Source organism: Methylotenera sp. L2L1 (genome assembly GCF_000744605.1).
Lineage (GTDB): Bacteria > Pseudomonadota > Gammaproteobacteria > Burkholderiales > Methylophilaceae > Methylotenera.
Window position 1 is genome coordinate 1,276,195 of sequence record NZ_JQMG01000001.1, and the last position, 20,203, is coordinate 1,296,397.

Consider the following 20,203-nt stretch of genomic DNA (forward strand, 5'->3'; position numbering starts at 1 on the left):
GACATTCCTTGATGCTGATGACTAACGTTTGAATTAAGGAGCGCCGTTAGCGCGTCCGTTGGATTGATGGGTTGGTGCTTTTTTGAAAATAATCCCGTCCATACCAGTCCTCATGCCACAAAAGTTTCGGCACGACTGTTCTGTTCTTGTGACAAGATAAACAAGATTTTTCTTAAAAATTAATGCGATACTGCAATTTTCGTCAATATCTTTTATATCACTATTGGCTACTGCCCTATCTGCATATTCTTCCCAATTCCCAGTTCCTTCATAGCTGCATGTATGTGCATTTGCCCCCAAAGAGTTTAGCTCTACGCTTAAAGAGTCGTATTCTCCTTGATGTCTTTTGATTAGCAATGTATCAATTATGTCGCTGTAGCAAAACCCGTTCTCGTCAGCAAACGTGCCGTTGCCGCAGGAGCATGGAGCGTCTTGTAATTCTGAGTTGCAATTTGTGTAGATCGTGTGGTTGTTTTCGTATTTTCCAAAAATCCAAACTGGAGGATTGTTACCTGCAAGCGCAACCGATAAGTTTAAAAGCAATACAAGGGTACACATAATCTTCATATTTGGGAAAATGACCGCTAACGTTTGAATTAAGGGGCACGCTAAAGCGCGTCCCGCTTGATGGATGGGTTGGGCGTAGCGCTGTTATTCACCGCAGATCATTTTTCCAAAGGTTGCTCTGTCAGGAGTAGTGATTTTTGATAAACAGGTTTGCCTGCAAAGTTTAAAGAACTCTTGTTTATTAAATACCTTATTAGAAATATCAAACATGCCACGCCAAGACGACATTGAGAACATGTCCATGTCATCGTTTGTTTTGCAGGAATTTTTACTTATTGGTTCTTTGCATTCATGAAGTGGTTGATTGTATAGCCAGTTGCAATCAGATAACAATAGACGATACCCTTTTGTAGTTTTTACAACTGGTCTTTCTCCGCATTCGACGAGTACTGTTGCCGCGCCGCCAGCAACGCCGACTTCCTCTTGTGGGGCAAAAACATTAGCTTCGCATTTATCCCAACGAGCCTCTGCTTCATTTTCTTCCCCGTGGGTAGCGGGAACAACAAAAACAAATATGATTATAAGCAATGAATAACGCAAAATCATGAAAATGCCCAACGTAAAGGCGAGCGGCGCTGCGCGGTTTTATGCGCAGCGTCCGACTCGACTGTTTGGTTAGCCATGATTGTTATCGTTTCTTATTTAATGCAGAACATGCCATTCCTGCTTTGTGAATATCAGCGGTGGATTTCTTTGATGCATCTTCAAAGCATAATTTTAATAGATCGCTCTTTTCTAATTTGATAAGATCATTCAATAATAATTCATCTTCTTTTGACATCGGTTTCTGTGTATTACTTTTCTCCAATATTTTGTATTGGATTGAGCAGTTAAAATAGGATTTAGCACCATTTTGAGTTGTATCAGACTCAATTATTGAGCCTTGGTCATAAACTTTATCTCCATCTCTCTGAAGAACCTTCATGTTTACATAGTTATCGCCTAAAAATACCATCGCTGCAACGGATGGGTAGTACTTACGTAAAGCCAGAAAAACTTGATTAGGAGATTCTGAAAAATAAAATCCCCAATATGTTGCGTCTCCACCGCTATAGCCTTTTCCGTCACCTTTAAAAAAAGAATATCCAACGGCAACCGCTGTTAGCCCTGCTATTTTTATTGGTTTATCAAACTGGTAAATTTCATCACTAGAATCTTTGTTTAGCTGTTTTGTATCAAACCATTCGCCGCCACTGGAAATTTCCTTAAATTTACCTAGTGATAAGTAATTTTCTTTGTTTTTTGAGATGAATTCAAAAGCACTTGTTTGACAAGTTGAAAATTCTTGAAAAAGCTCTTTTGCACCATGAGTAAATTCTTCCGCATGAACAGAGAATGCAGTCATTAGAAGGCTAAAAATAAAAATTTTGATTACATGTAGAAACATATGCAATTCCTGTGTTGAGTTGATTGGCTAACGTTTGAATTAAGGGGCTGGCTTTAGCCAGTCCCGCCAAAGGATACAATAAACCTTAAGCATGGGAAATACTGGCAACAGAGAAACATTGTAAACAAAGGTAAACTAAGCCATGTGGCTATTGAGTAAGTGGAGTGATTTGATTATCTCGCTTGAATGATGTGTTAGGCATTTTTATTATCATAATCAATAGCTGGTATTCGTATTAGAAAAAACAAAATTATGGTGACTATTACAGCGGCAATGATAGCTTTTGGGAGTAAAGAAAAGTCAAAAACAGCTATGCAAGCTGGCCACCAGTTTTGATAGCCTTCTGTTGGGAACGGAGCCCAAAAGATACTAAAAGCTAAGCTACGTATTAATTGTTTAGGCCATTGATTAGGCATTCTCGATGTAAATTTATATATTGGGATAAAAGTAATAAGAAAAACCACTATCGCTAAGACGAAGAAAAAAACTATCAGTGGTGTAAAGTCAGAAGCGTATGCAGGTAAGGTAAACGTCATGGCTAGGACAACTAGCAGAAATTTAATTGAGATTTTCATTTACTGCCTAACGTTTGAATTAAGGGGCTGGCTTTAGCCAGTCCCGCTTGAATGATGGGTTAGAGCTAATTTAGTTGATGTGCGCCAACTGGCAAAACAACCAGCAACGATGAATAACGGCCAGGATAAAATAAACCATTTGCTAAAAACAAAACAACCTACAGCATAGCTGGTAAGTAAAATAGCTGTGAATTTATAACCAAACTTAGTGTTTGTTTTAAATGCGTTGCTTATGGACCAACCTAAAGCATAAAGAAACACGCACATAAACGCCATGCCTAAAGGGTAGCTTAAGGCAAGGTCAATTAAAAAGCGTTCTTTACCCGAATATAAATCATAGTTTGCTTTTGGAATGGAAGGAGAAAGCTCTCGTGGCACGAAAGCTACAGGAAAATAAAGAGCAACTGCTAAATTGTTAAAGTGAGTAGTCGATTGAATAGCAAGGCTAACAACTGTTGCTGAAATTGCAACATAAAGCGCAATAAAAGAAAGACCTAGTTTCGACATTACGTATTTAGCTCTAACGTTTGAATTAAGGGGCGCCGTTAGGCGTCCCGCTTGAATGATGGGTTAGGCTGGCGCATGTGATACAAATAACAATGGGTCATTTTTTAACCAATACTCACTTAAATAGGCTAAACCAAAAGGTTGAGATTTCACCATAATGCCAGCCTCATTAACATTAATGTTTTTCATCTCTTCTTCAGAAACTACAATTAGCTCAACGATACCATTTGTTTTTCCGTTCTCAAAAAGCACAGAATCGCCAATCAAAATATCCGAACCGTCCTGATACTTAAACATGAATGCCTAACGTTTGAATTAAGGGGCTGGCTTTAGCCAGTCCCGCTTGAATGATGGGTTAGGTAAATACTGCATTACCAATACCCTAATGCTTTTGTAAAAGCCGCGATGGCCAATACACTACTCAGTAAACCCATGAAAAAAAGTTGACTCGTCCCACGAGTCCAATTGCTTAGAGGGGAAATGTTTATGATGTGTGCTAATGCATTGTTGTTATAACCTACAGTTGCTAAACTAGGGCGAAAGCAAACTATAAAAGAGTCTATGGCTATCAAGAGGAACATGACTGAAGAAGAACCATAAAAAATGGACTTTGATAATTTTACTAATATGCAGAGCACCACAAACAACATCAGTAGCACAACGCTGAGTCTAGTAAATAATATTGTGTTGTGCATCAAGTTACCTAACGTTTGAATTAAGGGGCGCCGTTAGGCGTCCCGCTTGAATGGTGGGTTAGGCAAGATGTACATTACATTTTTACTACAATAGTAGATGCCATGAAGTCACCTAGCCTACGGTGTGAGCCAAAAAAGATAAACACCCAATCAAAAATACCAAGCGGAAAGGTAATATTTCTTAAAAGTGACTGAACCAATGAACATGGTTGCATTGTTTCTTTATTAACGACCTTTATTTTCAAGAGTTTTTTTCCGATGCTTTGACCATTCGGTAGTGCGTCTGAAAAGAGAAAATAAGCTAGAGCAATTATGACTGCTACAAGAAAAGAAGCATCTTTACCGATGATTGTATGTAATAGGTAAAAAGCAATAATACCCAATATATAGGCGATTAAACCATCAATAAATTGACCTTGAAATCGCTTACCTGGGTGAGCTAATTTTATTGTTGTGCTTTGCAAATCCAATTATTACTCCTTTTGCCTAACGTTTGAATTAAGGGGCGCCGTTAGGCGTCCCGCTTAAATGATGGGTTAGGTTTATTTTTCAAAGGGTCCTTTTTTATACTCCATGAATAAAATAACATTTGAGGAGCGAATAGTCATGTCAGGAATTACTTTTTCATCCCAATCAGCCCATTTTTTAAATTTATCTTTTTCTACGTAAAACAAGTTGCTCAGTTTTATAAAGGGTTCTTTAGTCAGAGCCTCTTTAAACTCGTTTTCAGATAATGGTGAACTTCCGTAGAAAGTACAGCCACCCGTACACTTGTCTAAATCAACTCGATACCAATGTTCTGCTGCATTAGCCGAAAGTGATGCAAAAACCAAAGTTAAAGCAATTAAAGTTTTTTTCATAATATCTCCTGATAAACCTAACGTAAAGTAGACACCAAATCCGTCCCTAAAATTTTAGTTGGGCAGGTGTCTAATCTATAGTAATATTTTAAATACATAATAAAATCAACCGTTAATTAATTTTTATTACACCACTTTTTAGTGAGTTTATATGGAAAACACACCTGCAGTAAATGCCGAGCCAAAACTGTTAGATCAAGTGGTGGCGCGTATTCGGGTTAAACATTATAGCCGTCGTACAGAGCAGGCATATCTAGATTGGATTAAACGCTATATTTTTCACCATGGCAAGCGTCATCCTAAAGAGATGGGCTCGGTGGAGGTGGAGGATTTTCTTAGTTTTTTAGCGGTTTCACGCAATGTTTCTGCAAGCACGCAAAATCAAGCAAAAAGCGCTTTGTTGTTTTTATACAAAGAGGTGTTAGGTATTGAGTTGCCGTGGTTAGATAATGTCACGCAGGCCAAGGTGCCAAAACGCTTGCCCGTTGTGTTGGCAAAAGATGAGGTGCAGGCGGTGCTTAATCGGTTGGATGGCTCGATGTGGTTAATTGCGAGTTTGCTTTATGGTAGTGGTTTGCGGGTGATGGAGTGCTTACGTTTACGCGTTAAAGATGTTGATTTGGCGCGGCGTGAGATTCTAGTGCGTGAGGGTAAGGGCTTTAAAGATAGGATAACCATGTTACCTGTTAGTTTGGTTGAGCCGTTAAAGCAACATTTGTTAAAAGTGCAGGCTTTGCATAACGAAGATTTAAGCGCTGGCTATGGCGATGTATTTATGCCGATGGCATTAGATAGAAAATACCCTAACGGGGGCAGTGCTTGGGCGTGGCAATATGTGTTTCCGTCCGTTAAGTTGTCAGTGGATCCGCAATCTAACAAAGTACGGCGCCATCATGTAGATGAAAAGACCGTGCAACGTGCGGTTAAAAAGGCAGTTAATTTGACTGAGATGACCAAGTTAGCAACCCCCCATACTTTTCGCCATAGCTTTGCGACACATTTGCTCGAAGGCGGTTACGATATTCGCACGGTGCAAGAGTTGTTGGGACATTCGGATGTGAGCACGACGATGATTTATACCCATGTGCTGAATAAGGGCGGGCGCGGTGTGAGCAGCCCTTTAGATACTTTATAACGTTTTTAGGTTGGTTTTAGTACTTTTGCGTAATGAAATCATACGTTTCTTACACTTTTCTTTGGCTAGTTTGCGCTAGCTAGTCTAAAATCATACTTTATTGTTTATTCACTTTTTTACGGATTTTTATCATGCCAGTTTATCGTTCACATACCACTACTCACGGCCGTAACATGGCGGGTGCGCGCGCACTATGGCGTGCCACTGGCATGAAAGACGGTGATTTTGATAAACCAATTATTGCTGTGGCTAACTCGTTCACGCAGTTTGTGCCGGGTCACGTGCATTTAAAAGACATGGGGCAGTTAGTTGCCCGTGAAATTGAAAAAGCGGGTGGCGTAGCCAAAGAATTTAATACCATTGCCGTCGATGACGGTATCGCCATGGGCCATGGCGGCATGCTGTATAGCTTACCTAGCCGCGATTTAATTGCAGACAGCGTTGAGTACATGGTGAATGCGCACTGTGCGGATGCACTCGTGTGTATTTCAAACTGTGACAAAATCACCCCAGGTATGTTGATGGCGGCACTACGTTTGAATATCCCAGTCGTCTTTGTATCTGGCGGCCCAATGGAAGCTGGTAAGGTGAACTGGGGTGGTACTACGCACAAATTAGATTTAGTAGATGCTATGGTAGCAGCGGCAGATAGCAATGTAAGTGATGCGGAATCTGACGCAATTGAGCGTTCAGCTTGCCCTACCTGTGGTTCTTGCTCTGGCATGTTTACCGCCAACTCTATGAACTGTTTAACCGAAGCTTTAGGTTTGAGCTTGCCAGGCAATGGTTCAACCTTGGCCACGCATGCCGCACGTAAAGAATTGTTCCTAAAAGCGGGGCGCTTAATTGTTGACCTTGCAAAACGCCATTATGAGCAAGATGACTACACCGTGTTGCCACGTAGCATTGCCAATATGAAAGCATTTGAAAACGCAATGAGCCTAGACGTGGCAATGGGTGGCTCTACCAACACAGTATTGCACTTGCTAGCTGCTGCGCATGAGGCTGGTTTAGATTTCACTATGAGTGATATTGACCGCATCTCACGTAAAGTGCCATGCGTAAGTAAAGTGGCGCCAGCAACCGCTAAATACCATATGGAAGACGTGCACCGTGCAGGTGGCGTGATGGGTATTTTAGGCGAGCTTGATCGCGCTGGTGTGATTCACCGTGACACGCCAATGGTACATAGCCCAAGCTTGGGTGACGCGCTCAATGAGTGGGACATTAAAGTCACTCAAAATGAGGATGTAAAGAAATTCTTCCGTGCAGCGCCTGGCGGCATTTCAACCACCATCGCGTTTTCTCAAAGCATGCTTTACCCAACGCTGGATGATGACAGAAGCGAAGGCTGTATTCGTGATAAAGCACATGCCTACTCACAAGATGGCGGTTTGGCAGTGCTCTACGGCAACATCGCGTTAGATGGCTGTATCGTAAAAACTGCGGGTGTGGATGACAGCATTTTGAAATTTACTGGCCGTGCACGTATTTTTGAGAGCCAAGACGCTTCAGTAGAAGCGATTCTTGCCGATAAAATTGTAGCGGGTGACGTCGTGGTGATTCGCTACGAAGGTCCGCGTGGTGGACCAGGTATGCAAGAGATGCTGTACCCAACTTCATACTTAAAATCTAAAGGTCTAGGTAAAGACTGTGCTTTGCTCACTGATGGACGCTTTTCAGGCGGTACATCTGGCTTAAGTATTGGCCATGCTTCACCAGAAGCAGCTGAAGGCGGCGCAATCGGCTTGGTGCAAGAAAACGACACGATTGAAATTGATATTCCAAACCGTACGATTCATCTTGTGATTAGTGATGAAGAGATGGCGCACCGTCGCGCAAAAATGGAAGACAAAGGCAAAGATGCTTGGAAGCCAGTTAACCGTGTGAGAGCAGTTTCACCAGCATTGCGCGCATACGCAGCAATGAGCACAAGTGCTGCGCGTGGCGCAGTGCGCGATGTTTCTCAAATTGAGAAGTAATTTATTAAGATTAAAAATCACTTTTTAATTAAGCCTTTAAGTAAGGCCAAAAAGTGGCAAATTGATAAGGTAATGTATGACATTAGATTCACTAGAAGACCATATCTTTAGAAAGCGGGACGGGCAGGGATACTCAACGCTACACCCTCATGTGACCGTGACTGAAGATGAAACAGGTCTACAATATTTAGAGATAGATAACCCATTAGCAACCGCTAAAATTGCGTTGCAAGGTGGTCATGTGATGCAATGGCAACCAAAAACAGAAAAAGAGCCAGTGCTTTGGCTTTCTGACCATGCCCGCTATGTAAAAGGCCGTTCTATCCGTGGTGGCGTGCCGATTTGCTGGCCTTGGTTTGGCGCTCACCCAACCGATAGCACATTGTGTCCGCACGGTTTCGCACGAGTGATTCCATGGCAATTGGTGGATGTTGATTCAACTGAAACAGGTGCAACGCGCATTGTGTTGCAAATGATAGAAACACCAGAAGCGAAAAGACAGCTTTCTTACTCATACGTGCTGACCATGATGGTGACGATTGGTAAACGGTTGAAAATTGATTTAGCCACGACGAATAAGTCTGACCACCCGTTCTTAATTGGAGAAGCATTCCACACTTATCTAAATGTGAGTGATGTAGGCAATATTCGAGTAACTGGTCTGCAAGATTGCCTGTATGCGGATAAGTTGCGTCAATACAGACGTTATGTTGAGCATAATGTATTGAAGTTTGATGGTGAGTTTGACCGTGTTTACTTGGATCACAATTCAGACTGTTTAATTCATGACCCCATTTATAACCGATTGATCCGTGTAGGTAAATCAGGTAGTGATACTACCGTGGTATGGAGCCCAGGTGCTGAAAAAGCGCATGCGATGGGCGATATGGGCGATGCAGAAGAGTGGCGTAAAACCGTGTGTGTAGAAACCGCCAATGCATTAGAAAACTCTGTGGTGATTAGCCCGAACAGAACGCATACGATGTCTGTGGAGTACAGTGTAGAAGCGCTGTAAGGTTACCGCTAGATTTAATTTATCCTGCTGTCAACGCAGTTGATATTGAAAGCGTTGAGTGCATCCTAGGTATTACGATTTACTTTAAATTTGTTGAATTAGATGCGTCGTAATTTATTAATGAATCATTTGATTTAACACACTTGTCATAAACTAAATTATCAGTATGATAAGCGAGTTGTAAAATTTATAACTACTATTATTAAGCGTTAATTCAAGGAGATAGCATGAAAGCTTTATTATTAACAATCGCTACTGCTGGTTCTATGTTGCTTACTGCGCAAGCAGGCGCTGCAGTAGATGCAAAAGCTGCTGAAGCTTTAGCACAAAAAAGTGGCTGTTTAGCATGTCATACCGTAGAGAAAAAAGTATTAGGTCCAGCATATAAAGATGTTGCGGCAAAATACAAAGGCGATAAAACTGCTGAAGCAAAGTTAGTTGAAAAAGTTAAAAAAGGTGGTAGTGGCGTTTGGGGCCCTATGCCGATGCCAGCAATGGGTGGTCAGGTTAAAGAAGCTGACATTAAAACAATCGTTCAATGGGTATTGTCACTGTAATCCAGCACAAGCCTGAAGCGTAATAAAAAAGCCAGCTCAAAAAGCTGGCTTTTTTATGGTCTAAATCACTGGCTACTTATGCTTTAAGTGATTGATGCAGCAAATTCAATTTACTGTGCCGTATGGAATATGCAAAGTAAAAGGCGATGCCCGCTACTATCCATAAACCGAATCTTATCCATGTGCTCGTTGGTAGAAAGCTCATCAATGCGCCACATGAAATGATGCCTAACACAGGGATTAATGGGTTCCATGGGTTTTTAAATGGGCGATGTAAATTAGGTTGACGAATACGTAGAACGATTACGCCAACACATACCATCACAAAGCTTGCCAACGTGCCAATATTCACAGTTTCTGCTAACTCGCCCAAAGGAATAAAGCCGGCCACTAATGACACAACAAAACCACACATGAGAATAATGCGGGTAGGTGTTTTACGGTCTGGGTTAACTTTTGAGAAAATAGGTGAGATCAAGCCATCGCGACTCATTGCAAAAAGAATACGTGTTAAGCCGTAAAGTAGTACCAATAACACAGTGATAAGGCCTGCAAGCACACCGGTTGCGACTAGGGTGGATGACCAAGTATGGCCAATTCTGGTGAGCGCATAGGCGACTGGTGATGATACATTAAGCTCAGTGTACGATACGATACCAGTAAGCATGCCAGACACGACAATATACACAAGCGTGCAGAACACAAGTGAGCTGAGCAGGCCTATGGGTAAGTCGCGCTGGGGGTTTTTAGCCTCTTCTGCTGCGGTAGAAACCGCATCAAAGCCAAAATAGGCAAAGAACACTAAAGATGCGCCAGCTAGCACACCAATATTTTTGCCGTTCTCTAATGTGCTAAACCAGCCAAATGGCATGAATGGTTGCCAGTTATCTGTGTTGATATGCGCTGAGGCTAAGGCAATAAAGATGGCGATGGTTGAGAGTTTAATAATGACAATAATATTATTAAAGCGCGCACTTTCTTTAACGCCAATAATTAATAAAATCGTGAGTACCCAAATAATAGAGAACGCTGGTAAGTTGATGATGCCACCCATGACTGGCGCTTTGGTCATTGCCTCAGGCAGGTGTATGTTGAAGTTAGTGAGGGTGTTGATAAAGTAGCCAGACCACCCATTGGCAACAGCTGCAGCACCAACGCCATATTCTAGTAGCAGAATCCATCCCATAATCCATGCGATAAATTCTCCAAATGCTACATAGCTATAGCCGTAGGCGCTACCAGAGCCACCAACGGATGCCGCAAGCTCTGCATAAGCCAGTGCAGCAAATCCAGATGCGACCCCCGCGATAATAAATGAGAGTACAACGGCTGGGCCTGATTGTGTTGCAGCAGCGATGCCTGTTAATACGAAAATACCAGTGCCAATTGCACAGCCTATGCCTAACAGTGCTAAATCAAATGCTGATAAACATTTTTTAAGCTCGCTATCTGAGTGAGCGCTGATTATTTTAGTGCGCAAAAGCTGCTTGAGCATGGATGAGGTCCTTTAGTGTACTGCTTGCTGAATTAACAAGTAATATCTGTGTGAGTGACATGTTAGCCAATCGTAAACATTTAGATGTTGGTGGTCAATCAAATGCCTACGAACTTTGATGATCATTTTAGCTGTTAAAAACCGTTAGCTGTTGAACAACGCTTGAAGCGCTTCTATCATATAGAAGTGATCAAGCACACCAGCGCTTTCTCTAATACTGTGCATTGCCCACATTGGTGAGCCAACATCCACACTTGCCACGCCTAAGCCGGATGCCAAAATAGGCCCTATTGTACTGCCGCAACCTAAATCGGTACGATGTGCGTATTGCTGAAATGGGACATTGGCGCGTTCACACAGTGATATAAAGCGTGCGGCAGTGTCTGCATTACTTGCGTAACGTTGGTTTGCATTGGTTTTAATCACAGGGCCTTGGTTTACCATCACATGGTGACATGGTTCATACGCGCCTGAATGATTAGGGTGATAAGCATGCGCCATGTCTGCGCTGACAAAGAAGCTTTGTGCTAAGGCACGTAAGCGGTCTTCTTCAGTCATGCCGATGTTTGTGGTGATGCGGTTAATCACATCTGATAAGAAGCTACCGCTTGCACCTGTCGCACTCTCACTGCCCACTTCTTCATGGTCAAATAGTGCGCAGATGTTGCTTGTCTCTTGGTTGGTCGTGTTGAGCAGGGCGGTAATCGCTGCGTGACACGAGGCTAGGTTGTCCAGTTGGCTGTTTGTGATGAATTCTTGCTGAGCACCCCAGAATGTGCCTTTTTGGGTATCAAATACATTAAATTCAAACGTGAGAATATCTTGTGGGGCAATATTAAGCGCTTCAGCAATGTAGGCTAAAAACTGTTGGTCAGCCTCAATGCCAGCTTCGCTTTCACCAAATAGTAAGGGTAGTTCTGTTTGTTTGTTTAGCTTAAGGCCTTTTTCATTCACTTCGCGGTTCATATGAATCGCCAAGTTAGGTAAGCGCATCAGTGCGTCATCAAACTTGAGCAGTTTGATGTCATGGCCAGTTTCGGTGCGCACCGTCACACGTCCTGCGATGCTTAAATCACGGTCGGTAAATGTTGCCAAAATCGGCCCGCCATACACTTCTACGCCGATGCGCAGTAGACCGTCACTTTCATACGCGGCTTTAGGTTTTAGTCTTAAACTAGGAGAGTCTGTATGCGCGCCCACCATGCGAAAGCCTGTGTTTGTAAGGGGTTTGTTGCCAAGGGTGAAAGCAATAATAGAAGCACCACCGCGCACCACAAAATAGCGATTGCCAGTGCTCAGTTGCCAAGCTTGGGTTTCATCCAGCTTGCTAAAGCCTGTATTGAGTAGCTGCTGTTCAATATAATCAACCGCATGCCAAGGGCTAGGGCTAAGGTCAATAAAATTGAGTAGGTCTTTTGCTAGCGCATGTGCTTGGGTGGAGGTGTTCATGATGCTTACTGGGTAAGTGCGAGCCAGTCTTTCTCAATAAGAAAATCGGTATAGAGTTTGGATTCTGCGCTGCCGGTTTCTGGCTTCCAGTCATAACGCCATTTCACAATAGGCGGCATCGAAAGCAGTATGGATTCGGTACGACCATTGGATTGTAGGCCGAAAATAGTACCACGGTCGTAAATTAAGTTAAATTCTACGTAGCGTCCACGGCGGTAAGCTTGGAAGTCGCGCTCGCGCTCGCCATAAGGTGTGTCTTTACGACGTTGCACGATTGGCAAATACGCTTGTAAGAAAGCATCGCCTACTGCGCGATGAAAATCGAAGCAACGCTCAAACCCTAGTTCGCTAAAGTCATCATAAAAAATACCGCCTATGCCGCGAGGCTCTTGGCGGTGTTTTAAAAAGAAGTATTCATCACATTCTTTTTTGAATTTAGGGTAGAAACTGGTATCAAACGCATCTAATGCAGTTTTGTTGGTGCGATGAAAATGTTCTGCGTCTTCACTAAAGCCATAATAAGGCGTGAGGTCCATGCCGCCACCGAACCACCAGATATCTTGTTCTGAGGCATTTTGTGCTTTGGCGATAAAAAAGCGTACATTCATGTGTACGGTAGGCACATATGGGTTGCGTGGGTGAAATACTAAGGATACGCCCATCGCCTCCCAAGGGCGGCCAGCTGCTTCTGGATGTGCGACGCTAGCGGCTGGGGGTAACTTTGTGCCGATGACATGAGAGAAACCCACGCCAGCTCGTTCAAATACGTTGCCTTCTTCAAGCAGGCAAGAGGTGCCACCACCACCTTCAGGACGTTGCCAGCTATCTTGTAAAAAGTTTTTACCATCGACTAATTCAATGGCCTCTACAATTTTGGCTTGCAGGTTTTGTAAATAGCGAAAAACGTCTTGGGTGTTCATGATGTAACCTTTAGGGCTTAGCCTTTAATCGCACGGTAACCAATGTCAGTGCGGAACTGAGCGCCATCAAACTTAATCTCTTTCATGGCTTGGTAAGCTTGTTGTTGTGCAAATTTTACGGTTTCACCAAGTGCAGTCACGCAAAGTACGCGACCACCGCTAGTGACAACTTTGCCATCTTTTTGTGCAGTACCTGCATGAAAAATATGCGTGTCTGCTAATTGGTTCTCTAGGCCAGTAATCTCATCGCCTAGTCTTGGCGTTTCTGGATAATTGGCTGATGCCATCACAACGCCTAAAGCTACACGTCTGTCCCACTCGGCTTCAGCGCGGTCTAATGTGCCGTCGACGGCATGTTCCATCAGGCCAACTAAATCACTTTTTAAACGCATCATGATCGGCTGCGTTTCTGGGTCTCCCATGCGACAGTTGAACTCTAAGGTTTTAACGTCACCATTCGGGCTAATCATTAAGCCTGCGTATAAGAAGCCTGTGTACGGGATACCATCTTTCGCCATGCCTTCAACCGTAGGCTTAATGATTTCGCGCATCACTTTAGCGTGAATGGCAGGAGTCACTACTGGAGCAGGGGAGTATGCGCCCATGCCGCCTGTATTCGGGCCTAAGTCCGCATCAAGCAGACGCTTATGGTCTTGGCTGGTAGCTAACGGTAAGATGTTTTTACCATCTACCATCACCATGAAGCTGGCTTCTTCGCCTTCTAAGAACTCTTCAATCACGACGCGTGCACCAGCTGCGCCGAGTTTGTTGTCTTCTAGCATAGCGTCAATCGCGGCGTGTGCTTCATCTTCACTCATCGCCACTACAACACCTTTGCCCGCAGCTAAACCATCGGCTTTAATGACGATAGGCGCGCCTTGCTGCTTCACGTAATCATGCGCGAGTTTAGCATCGGTAAATGTGCCGTACCCTGCGGTAGGGATGTTGTGGCGCATCATAAATGCTTTAGCGTAGTCTTTAGACGACTCTAACTGTGCAGCAGCTTTAGTTGGGCCAAAAATCTTTAAGCCCGCTGCACGGAATGCATCGACCACACCTTGAGACAATGGTGCTTCTGGGCCAACGATCGTCAGGTAAATTTGTTCATCTTGCGCAAACTTAACTAAATCCTCTACGGCAGTAATCGGAACATTCACCATGTCTGGATTTAATGCGGTACCAGCATTGCCGGGCGCTACATATACACGGCTCACTTCTTTGTTGTGTGTCACTTTCCAAGCGAGTGCATGTTCACGACCACCGCCACCGATAACTAAAATTTTCATGTATTTGAAACCCTTAAAAGTCTTTTGCCACAAACTTGCTGTGGGCTAGCTGTGGCAAAAGAAAAGCAAACGTAATTATTTTAATTGTTGTTTAGTGCCTAAAGTGGCGAATACCTGTTACTACCATGACCAAACCATGTTCGTCAGCGGCGGCAATCACTTCTTCATCACGCATGCTGCCACCTGGGTGAATCACGCAAGCTGCACCAGCCTCAGCTAGTACATCAATACCATCGCGGAACGGGAAGAATGCATCTGATGCAACCACTGAGTTTTTCAAGGTTAAACCAGCATTTTGTGCTTTGATTGCTGCAATCTTAGTGCTGTCTACACGGCTCATTTGCCCTGCACCTACGCCAAGCGTCATGCTGTTGCCGCAGAATACAATCGCGTTTGATTTTACATACTTTGCAACACGCCAAGCAAATAGCATGTCTTGTAATTGTTCTGGGGTTGGTTGTTTTTTGCTGACGATTTTTAAGTCATCAACGCTGATTTCGTGATTATCCGCAGTTTGAATCAGTAAGCCAGAACCAATGCGCTTGGTGTCGTGTGAGTTGCGGCCTTGTTCCCATGCTGTGCTGCCACCTTCTGGTAACGCGATTTTAAGTACGCGTACGTTCGCTTTCGCACTGAAAATAGCCAAGGCTTCAGCGGTGTAATCAGGGGCAATCAGTACTTCTACAAACTGTTTGCTAACTGCTTCAGCAGCAGCTTTATCCAACGTCGTGTTGAAAGCGATAATGCCGCCAAACGCTGAAGTTGGGTCAGTTTGGAATGCTTTGCTATAAGCCTCAAGTGCATCTTTACCTAGGGCAACGCCACATGGGTTCGCGTGTTTCACGATTACACATGCGCTAGAGTCAAAGCTTTTTACGGCCTCCCATGCTGCATCAGCATCAGCAATATTGTTATAGCTTAATTCTTTGCCTTGTAATTGCACTGCTGTCACCAAAGAGCCAGGTGCTGGATTGGTGTCGCGGTAGAACGCAGCACTTTGATGTGGGTTCTCGCCATAACGTAAGTCTTGTAGTTTTACAAAACGGCTATTTACCTGTGCAGGGTAAGGGTTGCGTGTGCCATCTGCATTAAAGCTTGATAGATAGTCGCTGATTGCGCCATCGTAGTTGCTAATACGGTTGAATGCGGCAACAGATAATGCAAATTTTGTGGCTTGGCTGGTTGCGCCGCCTGTGCTTTGTAGTTCGCGCAATACGTCAGCATATTGACTGGCGTCGGTCACAACAGCAACGTCTTTCCAGTTTTTTGCTGCTGAACGTACCATGGCTGGGCCGCCAATGTCGATATTCTCAATCGCATCTTCTAGGCTGCAATTTGGGTTTGCGACAGTTGCTTCAAATGGATATAAATTCACAATCACCATGTCGATGTTAGGAATATTTTGTGACTGCATCGCTGATACATGCTCAGGTAAGTCGCGACGACCTAAAATGCCGCCATGTACTTTTGGGTGCAATGTCTTGACGCGACCATCCAGCATTTCAGGAAAGCCAGTGTAGTCACTTACTTCAATGACAGGAATATTATTATCACGGAATAGTTTAGCGGTGCCGCCAGTTGATAAAATTTCAATGCCTAACTCATGAAGGCTTTTTGCAAAGTCGATGATGCCAGTTTTATCAGAAACGCTAATAAGCGCACGTTTAATAGTTGCCATAAATTTATTCCATAATACAAATGATAAGCTGTGTTAGCTCAAACCAAGTGTCTAGCTAATAGGTTGCCAATACACACAAATTTTTGCTGCCGATTTTTATTGGGGCCTGAATTTAACTTTAGAAATGACAGTTACGTTCACGCCGCAATATTCAAGAACTAATAGAAGTTTTTTTATTCGATCTTGTACTGCTGAAGTTTTTTACGCAACGTGTTGCGATTGATGTTGAGTATCTCTGCGGCTTTACTTTGATTGCCACCGACTTTATGCATGATATAAGCGAGTAAAGGTTTTTCTACGCAACCTAACACCATGTCGTAAACGGCATGTGGCGGTTCACCATCTAGATGCATAAAGTAATCATCTAAAGATTCATTTACAGCTTGGCTGAGTTTACAATTTTCTGACATAGTAGTTCCTAGGCTGCTAATGCTTCTGACGAATCGGTCTTGGCGTCTTCAGCGTCAGGATCAATGTAAACCAAACGTTCATTTTTTGTTTTAAGTTCAACAAAAAAGTCGTTAATTGCTTGTAGTTGTAATTCTATGGTTTGCAACGTATTCATGTTATGGCGGAATTGCGCAGAGCCAGCTAACCCTTTGGTATACCATGAAATATGCTTACGCGCCATGCGCATACCAGTTAAATCGCCATAAAAATCATACAAATCATGTAGATGCTCTAGCATCACGGTATGAATTTCATCGACAGTTGGTGCTAATAAATGCGTGCCGGTAGTGAGATAATGCTCAATTTCGCGGAATATCCATGGGCGGCCTTGTGCGGCACGACCAATCATCACGGCATCAGCACCAGTGTAATCTAATACAAACTTTGCTTTTTCAGGCGTAGTGATGTCACCGTTAGCAATCAGCGGAATCTTAATCACTTGTTTCACTGCGGCAATCGTATCGTACTCGGCATCGCCCATATAGGCACATGCGCGGGTGCGGCCATGCATCGCAAGCGCTTGAACGCCTAGGTCTTCCGCCATTTTTGCAATTTGAATCGCATTGCGGTTTTGCTTATCCCAACCTGTGCGTATTTTTAATGTGACGGGTACATCAACCGCGGCGATAACCGCTCTAAGAATTTGCGCAACCAGTGGCTCATCTTTTAGTAATGCAGAGCCAGCCATCACGTTACAGATTTTTTTAGCAGGGCAACCCATGTTGATATCAATGATTTGCGCACCATTGTCTACATTGTGCCTGGCTGCTTCAGCCATCATTTTTGGGTCGGCACCAGCAATTTGTACTGAAATTGGGTTAACTTCACCTTCGTGGTTGGCGCGACGTTTTGTTTTTTCGCTACCGTACAGTAATGAATTTGAGGTGACCATCTCGGATACAGCCAAGCCAGCGCCCATCTTTTTGCAAAGTTGGCGGAAAGGCCTATCAGTTACGCCCGCCATGGGTGCAACGACTAGGTTGTTTTTTAAGATGTGATTCCCGATTTGCACTAGTGTATTTCTCGAACGCGAAAGCTGCTTATTTTATACGCAATCTTACTTTGAGAAAACAATTTTCAGCATACTATTGGGAATAGTTTGTTATTGAGTTTGATTATGCAAAAACAATTGACCACTCATATTGCATTTGCTAGCTTTATTGGCACTGCGATTGAATTTTACGATTTTTATATTTACGCCATGGCTGAGGCCTTGATGACTGGCCAAGTATTTTTTTCTGCTAGTGATCCCGCTACACAATCACTTAATACATTTTTATCGTTAGCGTTGTTTTTAATGGGCGCGACATTTGCACCCATGGACGCTTATTTACCAGAGCAATTTCCAGTAGCCGTGGGATATACTGGTGCGGGTTTGGCGTATCAGCTTGGTGGGATTCTAGGCGCGTCAATAGCACCTTATATTTCACAGTTGTTAGTGTCGGCTGGTGGTTTGGCTTGGGGGTGGGTGCTTATGTTTCAATCGCTGATGCCATGAGTTTTATTGCGGTGCTATTGTGGGGTGAAGTTTGGTGCAGTGAGTTGCTCTAAGTTTGTGAGCCAATGGATGGCTTGTTCACGCGATTCTCCACACATTTCTAAGCTGGGTTGCAAGCCGCCGCAAAAGGTCGGTCGTTCTGGTTTGCCAAAAATCTTGCACATGTTTTGTTCATTTAGCTGAACACAGCGCACGCCAGCGGGCTTGCCGTTAGGCATACCAGGAATCGGGCTGTTAATAGACGGTGCTGTACAGCAAGCGCCGCAGTGGTCTCTGCATTTCATAGTTGGGGTAGTGCCGATAAAATTAAAGTATTAGGATATAGCTTTAAGGTTTTATCCCAATCATATTCAATGTAATTAAGTGTAAAGCCAAAATAGCTTTGCTTACCCACTAGCCTGACTGCGATTTGCTGGGGAATTTGGTTAAAAGATGCCTGAGTAATACAAAAGTGAGGTGGCAATGCATATTTTAGACGTTTACCTACTAAACGCGTTTGACAGCCTCTTCTTGATTCAACCAAATGTTTCTGCATCACATCATCAATGGTGTGTGGAGCGCCTGAAAAACTGCCCGCAATATTGCCAATACTATAAATAATGGTGATGTACCCTAAAAAATAAAATATAGCAGGCGCCGATAAAATAACAAACCATTTGTAATAACGTTGGTAAACCTCAGTCACTGATGTTGGATTAAGTGTCAACATGTAGTAAAACCAGCTAGCCATGATAACGGTAAAGCCAATGTTCAGTTTAAATCCCAGCGCATACCATGTTGGAGATGGAATGAACTGGTGCGTAATAGCATAAATAGTGAGCACAAATAGTGTGGCAAAGATGCATACAAATACCCAGCGGTAGGCGGGTGGCGTAAAAGGCTGGTTGTTAATTATTTTGCGATTTCTAGCCATGGAAAACCTAGTGCAGCAACCCCTTGTTTGATGTCGTTCATGGCTGAACTAACCTGCAGAGCCGCCCCCTTTACACCGAGCTCTATGGTGCGGCGGTTATCCAGTTTAGGTAGGCTAAATAATTTAATTTCAGGATATTTTGCAACAATATGATTCATGAAATCAATCAATTGGCTTTCACCTGCATCCATTACTAAAATAGATGCTTCTACGTAGTCTTGCTGATGAAATAAGTGGTGATAGTGTGACTCTAGCACCCACTCAATCATCGGGTGCGCCATCTGCGGAAAGCCTGGCACAAAATAATGTTGATTGATGGAAAAACCAGCCACGCGATTGATTGGGTTGGGGATAAGTGCTGCACCTAGTGGAAAATCTGCCATCAATACGCGTTTTGGATAGGCACCTTCTCCATACTGTGCTTCAATTTCAGCCACGGCCTCTGGATGACGTGCAATTGGCATACCTGCAGCATCAGCCGCACATTGCCGTGTGTAATCATCAGGCGTTGCGCCAATGCCACCACAGCTAAACACAATATCACCTCTATTCATGCTGGCTTTAAGTGACGCAGTGATTTGTGCTGGAATATCCCCCAAATAATTTGCCCAGCTAAGTTGCAAGCCACGCGCAGAGAGTAGTTCAATCACTTTGGATAAGTGAGCGTCTTGGCGTTTGCCAGATAAGATTTCATCACCGATGATGTAGAGGCCGAAATTTTGCATGTAGTCGATACGTTCAGAACGTATGGAGGATTAATAAGTGTTTACTCTACGTCATTCCCGTGAAAACGGGAATCCATTTTGATTTCAATCATCAATCAAATCTATTAATCATGAGCTGCTACTCATTTGTTATGCCAATCAAATCTTGGTATAAATCTCGCCATGTATTATTTTTCGTTTCAATTAGTTCGATTTTCCAAGCGCGATCCCACTTTTTAAGCTGCTTTTCTCGCGTGATTGCAGTCAACATATCTTCATGCAACTCGTAATAAGCTAAGAGGTGTAGTTGATGCTGTTTGGTGAAGCCTTCAACTAAGTGCTGTTTATGTTGCCAAATGCGCTGGATTAGATTGCTCGTTACGCCTATATACAAAGTACCTCGCGCTTGGTTGGTTAGAATGTAAACACAAGGTTGTTTCATTGGGAAGATGGTCTAAAATGGATTCCCGTTTTCACGGGAATGACGGGTGGCGTTTTTTAGAAATAAAATCATATGGATATTACATAAG

At 43.4% G+C, this 20,203-nt stretch carries 23 protein-coding genes and 1 pseudogene; 5 read left to right on the top strand and 19 right to left on the bottom strand.

The features are described 5' to 3' along the window. Positions 1-33: 33 nt before the first annotated feature. The 8 genes from FG24_RS06090 to FG24_RS06125 form a co-directional block, all read right to left on the bottom strand. Positions 34-558, bottom strand: coding sequence for a hypothetical protein (locus tag FG24_RS06090; RefSeq protein ID WP_152553394.1), 525 nt, complete (start codon positions 556-558; stop codon positions 34-36). Between the two features lie 93 nt (positions 559-651). Further along, entirely contained in the window at positions 652-1,113 is a 462-nt protein-coding gene (locus tag FG24_RS06095) for a hypothetical protein (RefSeq protein WP_036301975.1), read from the bottom strand. Between the two features lie 82 nt (positions 1,114-1,195). After that, the gene (locus FG24_RS06100) at positions 1,196-1,954 is read right to left on the bottom strand and encodes a hypothetical protein (protein ID WP_036301977.1); all 759 of its coding nucleotides are present in this window, start codon (positions 1,952-1,954) and stop codon (positions 1,196-1,198) included. A 194-nt stretch (positions 1,955-2,148) separates the two neighbouring features. Then, positions 2,149-2,529: a hypothetical protein gene (locus tag FG24_RS06105; RefSeq protein ID WP_036301978.1), complete on the bottom strand. Its 381-nt coding sequence runs from the start codon at positions 2,527-2,529 to the stop codon at positions 2,149-2,151. 33 nt (positions 2,530-2,562) lie between these two features. Continuing rightward, on the bottom strand, positions 2,563-3,036 hold the full coding sequence (locus tag FG24_RS06110; protein WP_036301979.1) for a hypothetical protein: 474 nt from the start codon (positions 3,034-3,036) through the stop codon (positions 2,563-2,565). A gap of 63 nt (positions 3,037-3,099) precedes the next feature. After that, on the bottom strand, positions 3,100-3,333 hold the full coding sequence (locus FG24_RS06115) for a hypothetical protein (RefSeq protein ID WP_036301981.1): 234 nt from the start codon (positions 3,331-3,333) through the stop codon (positions 3,100-3,102). A 472-nt stretch (positions 3,334-3,805) separates the two neighbouring features. Then, entirely contained in the window at positions 3,806-4,201 is a 396-nt protein-coding gene (locus FG24_RS06120; protein ID WP_019899703.1) for an RDD family protein, read from the bottom strand. Positions 4,202-4,273: 72 nt separating this feature from the next. After that, positions 4,274-4,591 (bottom strand): hypothetical protein, encoded by a 318-nt coding sequence (locus tag FG24_RS06125; protein ID WP_036301983.1) that lies wholly within the window; start codon positions 4,589-4,591, stop codon positions 4,274-4,276. A 151-nt stretch (positions 4,592-4,742) separates the two neighbouring features. On the opposite strand from FG24_RS06125, the gene FG24_RS06130 reads away from it, so the two are divergent. The 4 genes from FG24_RS06130 (at position 4,743) to FG24_RS06145 (ending at position 9,280) form a co-directional block, all read left to right on the top strand. Further along, the gene (locus FG24_RS06130) at positions 4,743-5,726 is read left to right on the top strand and encodes an integron integrase (protein ID WP_036301985.1); all 984 of its coding nucleotides are present in this window, start codon (positions 4,743-4,745) and stop codon (positions 5,724-5,726) included. Between the two features lie 131 nt (positions 5,727-5,857). Then, the gene (gene ilvD / locus FG24_RS06135; protein WP_036301987.1) at positions 5,858-7,708 is read left to right on the top strand and encodes a dihydroxy-acid dehydratase; all 1,851 of its coding nucleotides are present in this window, start codon (positions 5,858-5,860) and stop codon (positions 7,706-7,708) included. Positions 7,709-7,784: 76 nt separating this feature from the next. Beyond that, a complete protein-coding gene (locus FG24_RS06140) occupies positions 7,785-8,723 on the top strand; it encodes a D-hexose-6-phosphate mutarotase (protein WP_036301990.1) in 939 nt (312 codons plus the stop codon). A gap of 227 nt (positions 8,724-8,950) precedes the next feature. Continuing rightward, complete coding sequence (locus tag FG24_RS06145) at positions 8,951-9,280, top strand: c-type cytochrome (RefSeq protein ID WP_036301991.1); 330 nt, start codon at positions 8,951-8,953, stop codon at positions 9,278-9,280. 76 nt (positions 9,281-9,356) lie between these two features. Here FG24_RS06145 and FG24_RS06150 read toward each other — a convergent pair whose 3' ends face one another. The 7 genes from FG24_RS06150 to dusB all read right to left on the bottom strand — a co-directional run bounded on the left by FG24_RS06150 (position 9,357) and on the right by dusB (position 17,570). Further along, positions 9,357-10,775 (bottom strand): amino acid permease, encoded by a 1,419-nt coding sequence (locus FG24_RS06150; protein ID WP_036301993.1) that lies wholly within the window; start codon positions 10,773-10,775, stop codon positions 9,357-9,359. Positions 10,776-10,919: 144 nt separating this feature from the next. After that, the gene (locus FG24_RS06155) at positions 10,920-12,224 is read right to left on the bottom strand and encodes a M18 family aminopeptidase (RefSeq protein WP_036301995.1); all 1,305 of its coding nucleotides are present in this window, start codon (positions 12,222-12,224) and stop codon (positions 10,920-10,922) included. A 5-nt stretch (positions 12,225-12,229) separates the two neighbouring features. Further along, complete coding sequence (gene hemF, locus FG24_RS06160) at positions 12,230-13,144, bottom strand: oxygen-dependent coproporphyrinogen oxidase (RefSeq protein ID WP_036301997.1); 915 nt, start codon at positions 13,142-13,144, stop codon at positions 12,230-12,232. A 17-nt stretch (positions 13,145-13,161) separates the two neighbouring features. Further along, positions 13,162-14,430, bottom strand: coding sequence for a phosphoribosylamine--glycine ligase (gene purD, locus FG24_RS06165; RefSeq protein ID WP_036301999.1), 1,269 nt, complete (start codon positions 14,428-14,430; stop codon positions 13,162-13,164). Between the two features lie 91 nt (positions 14,431-14,521). Next, a complete protein-coding gene (gene purH / locus FG24_RS06170; RefSeq protein ID WP_036302001.1) occupies positions 14,522-16,108 on the bottom strand; it encodes a bifunctional phosphoribosylaminoimidazolecarboxamide formyltransferase/IMP cyclohydrolase in 1,587 nt (528 codons plus the stop codon). A 173-nt stretch (positions 16,109-16,281) separates the two neighbouring features. After that, positions 16,282-16,518 carry a helix-turn-helix domain-containing protein gene (locus tag FG24_RS06175; RefSeq protein WP_036302004.1) on the bottom strand — a complete coding sequence of 79 codons (237 nt, stop codon included), beginning with the start codon at positions 16,516-16,518 and terminating at the stop codon, positions 16,282-16,284. Positions 16,519-16,526: 8 nt separating this feature from the next. Next, entirely contained in the window at positions 16,527-17,570 is a 1,044-nt protein-coding gene (gene dusB, locus FG24_RS06180; RefSeq protein WP_036302006.1) for a tRNA dihydrouridine synthase DusB, read from the bottom strand. 261 nt (positions 17,571-17,831) lie between these two features. Here dusB and FG24_RS12520 point away from each other — a divergent pair. Next, positions 17,832-18,109: pseudogene (locus FG24_RS12520) on the top strand (MFS transporter); the annotation flags it as partial. Here FG24_RS12520 and FG24_RS06190 read toward each other — a convergent pair. From FG24_RS06190 to FG24_RS06205, 4 genes are all read right to left on the bottom strand, one after another. Continuing rightward, positions 18,071-18,340, bottom strand: a complete 270-nt coding sequence (locus tag FG24_RS06190; protein ID WP_051901449.1) for a YkgJ family cysteine cluster protein — start codon at positions 18,338-18,340, stop codon at positions 18,071-18,073. The pseudogene FG24_RS12520 and the gene FG24_RS06190 overlap by 39 nt on opposite strands. Continuing rightward, positions 18,337-18,969: a hypothetical protein gene (locus FG24_RS06195; protein ID WP_036302013.1), complete on the bottom strand. Its 633-nt coding sequence runs from the start codon at positions 18,967-18,969 to the stop codon at positions 18,337-18,339. Before FG24_RS06195 ends, FG24_RS06190 begins: the two co-directional genes overlap by 4 nt. Further along, complete coding sequence (locus tag FG24_RS06200) at positions 18,948-19,694, bottom strand: competence/damage-inducible protein A (RefSeq protein ID WP_036302015.1); 747 nt, start codon at positions 19,692-19,694, stop codon at positions 18,948-18,950. Before FG24_RS06200 ends, FG24_RS06195 begins: the two co-directional genes overlap by 22 nt. A 118-nt stretch (positions 19,695-19,812) precedes the next feature. Next, positions 19,813-20,115, bottom strand: a complete 303-nt coding sequence (locus FG24_RS06205) for a GIY-YIG nuclease family protein (RefSeq protein ID WP_036302017.1) — start codon at positions 20,113-20,115, stop codon at positions 19,813-19,815. Positions 20,116-20,203 lie beyond the last annotated feature (88 nt).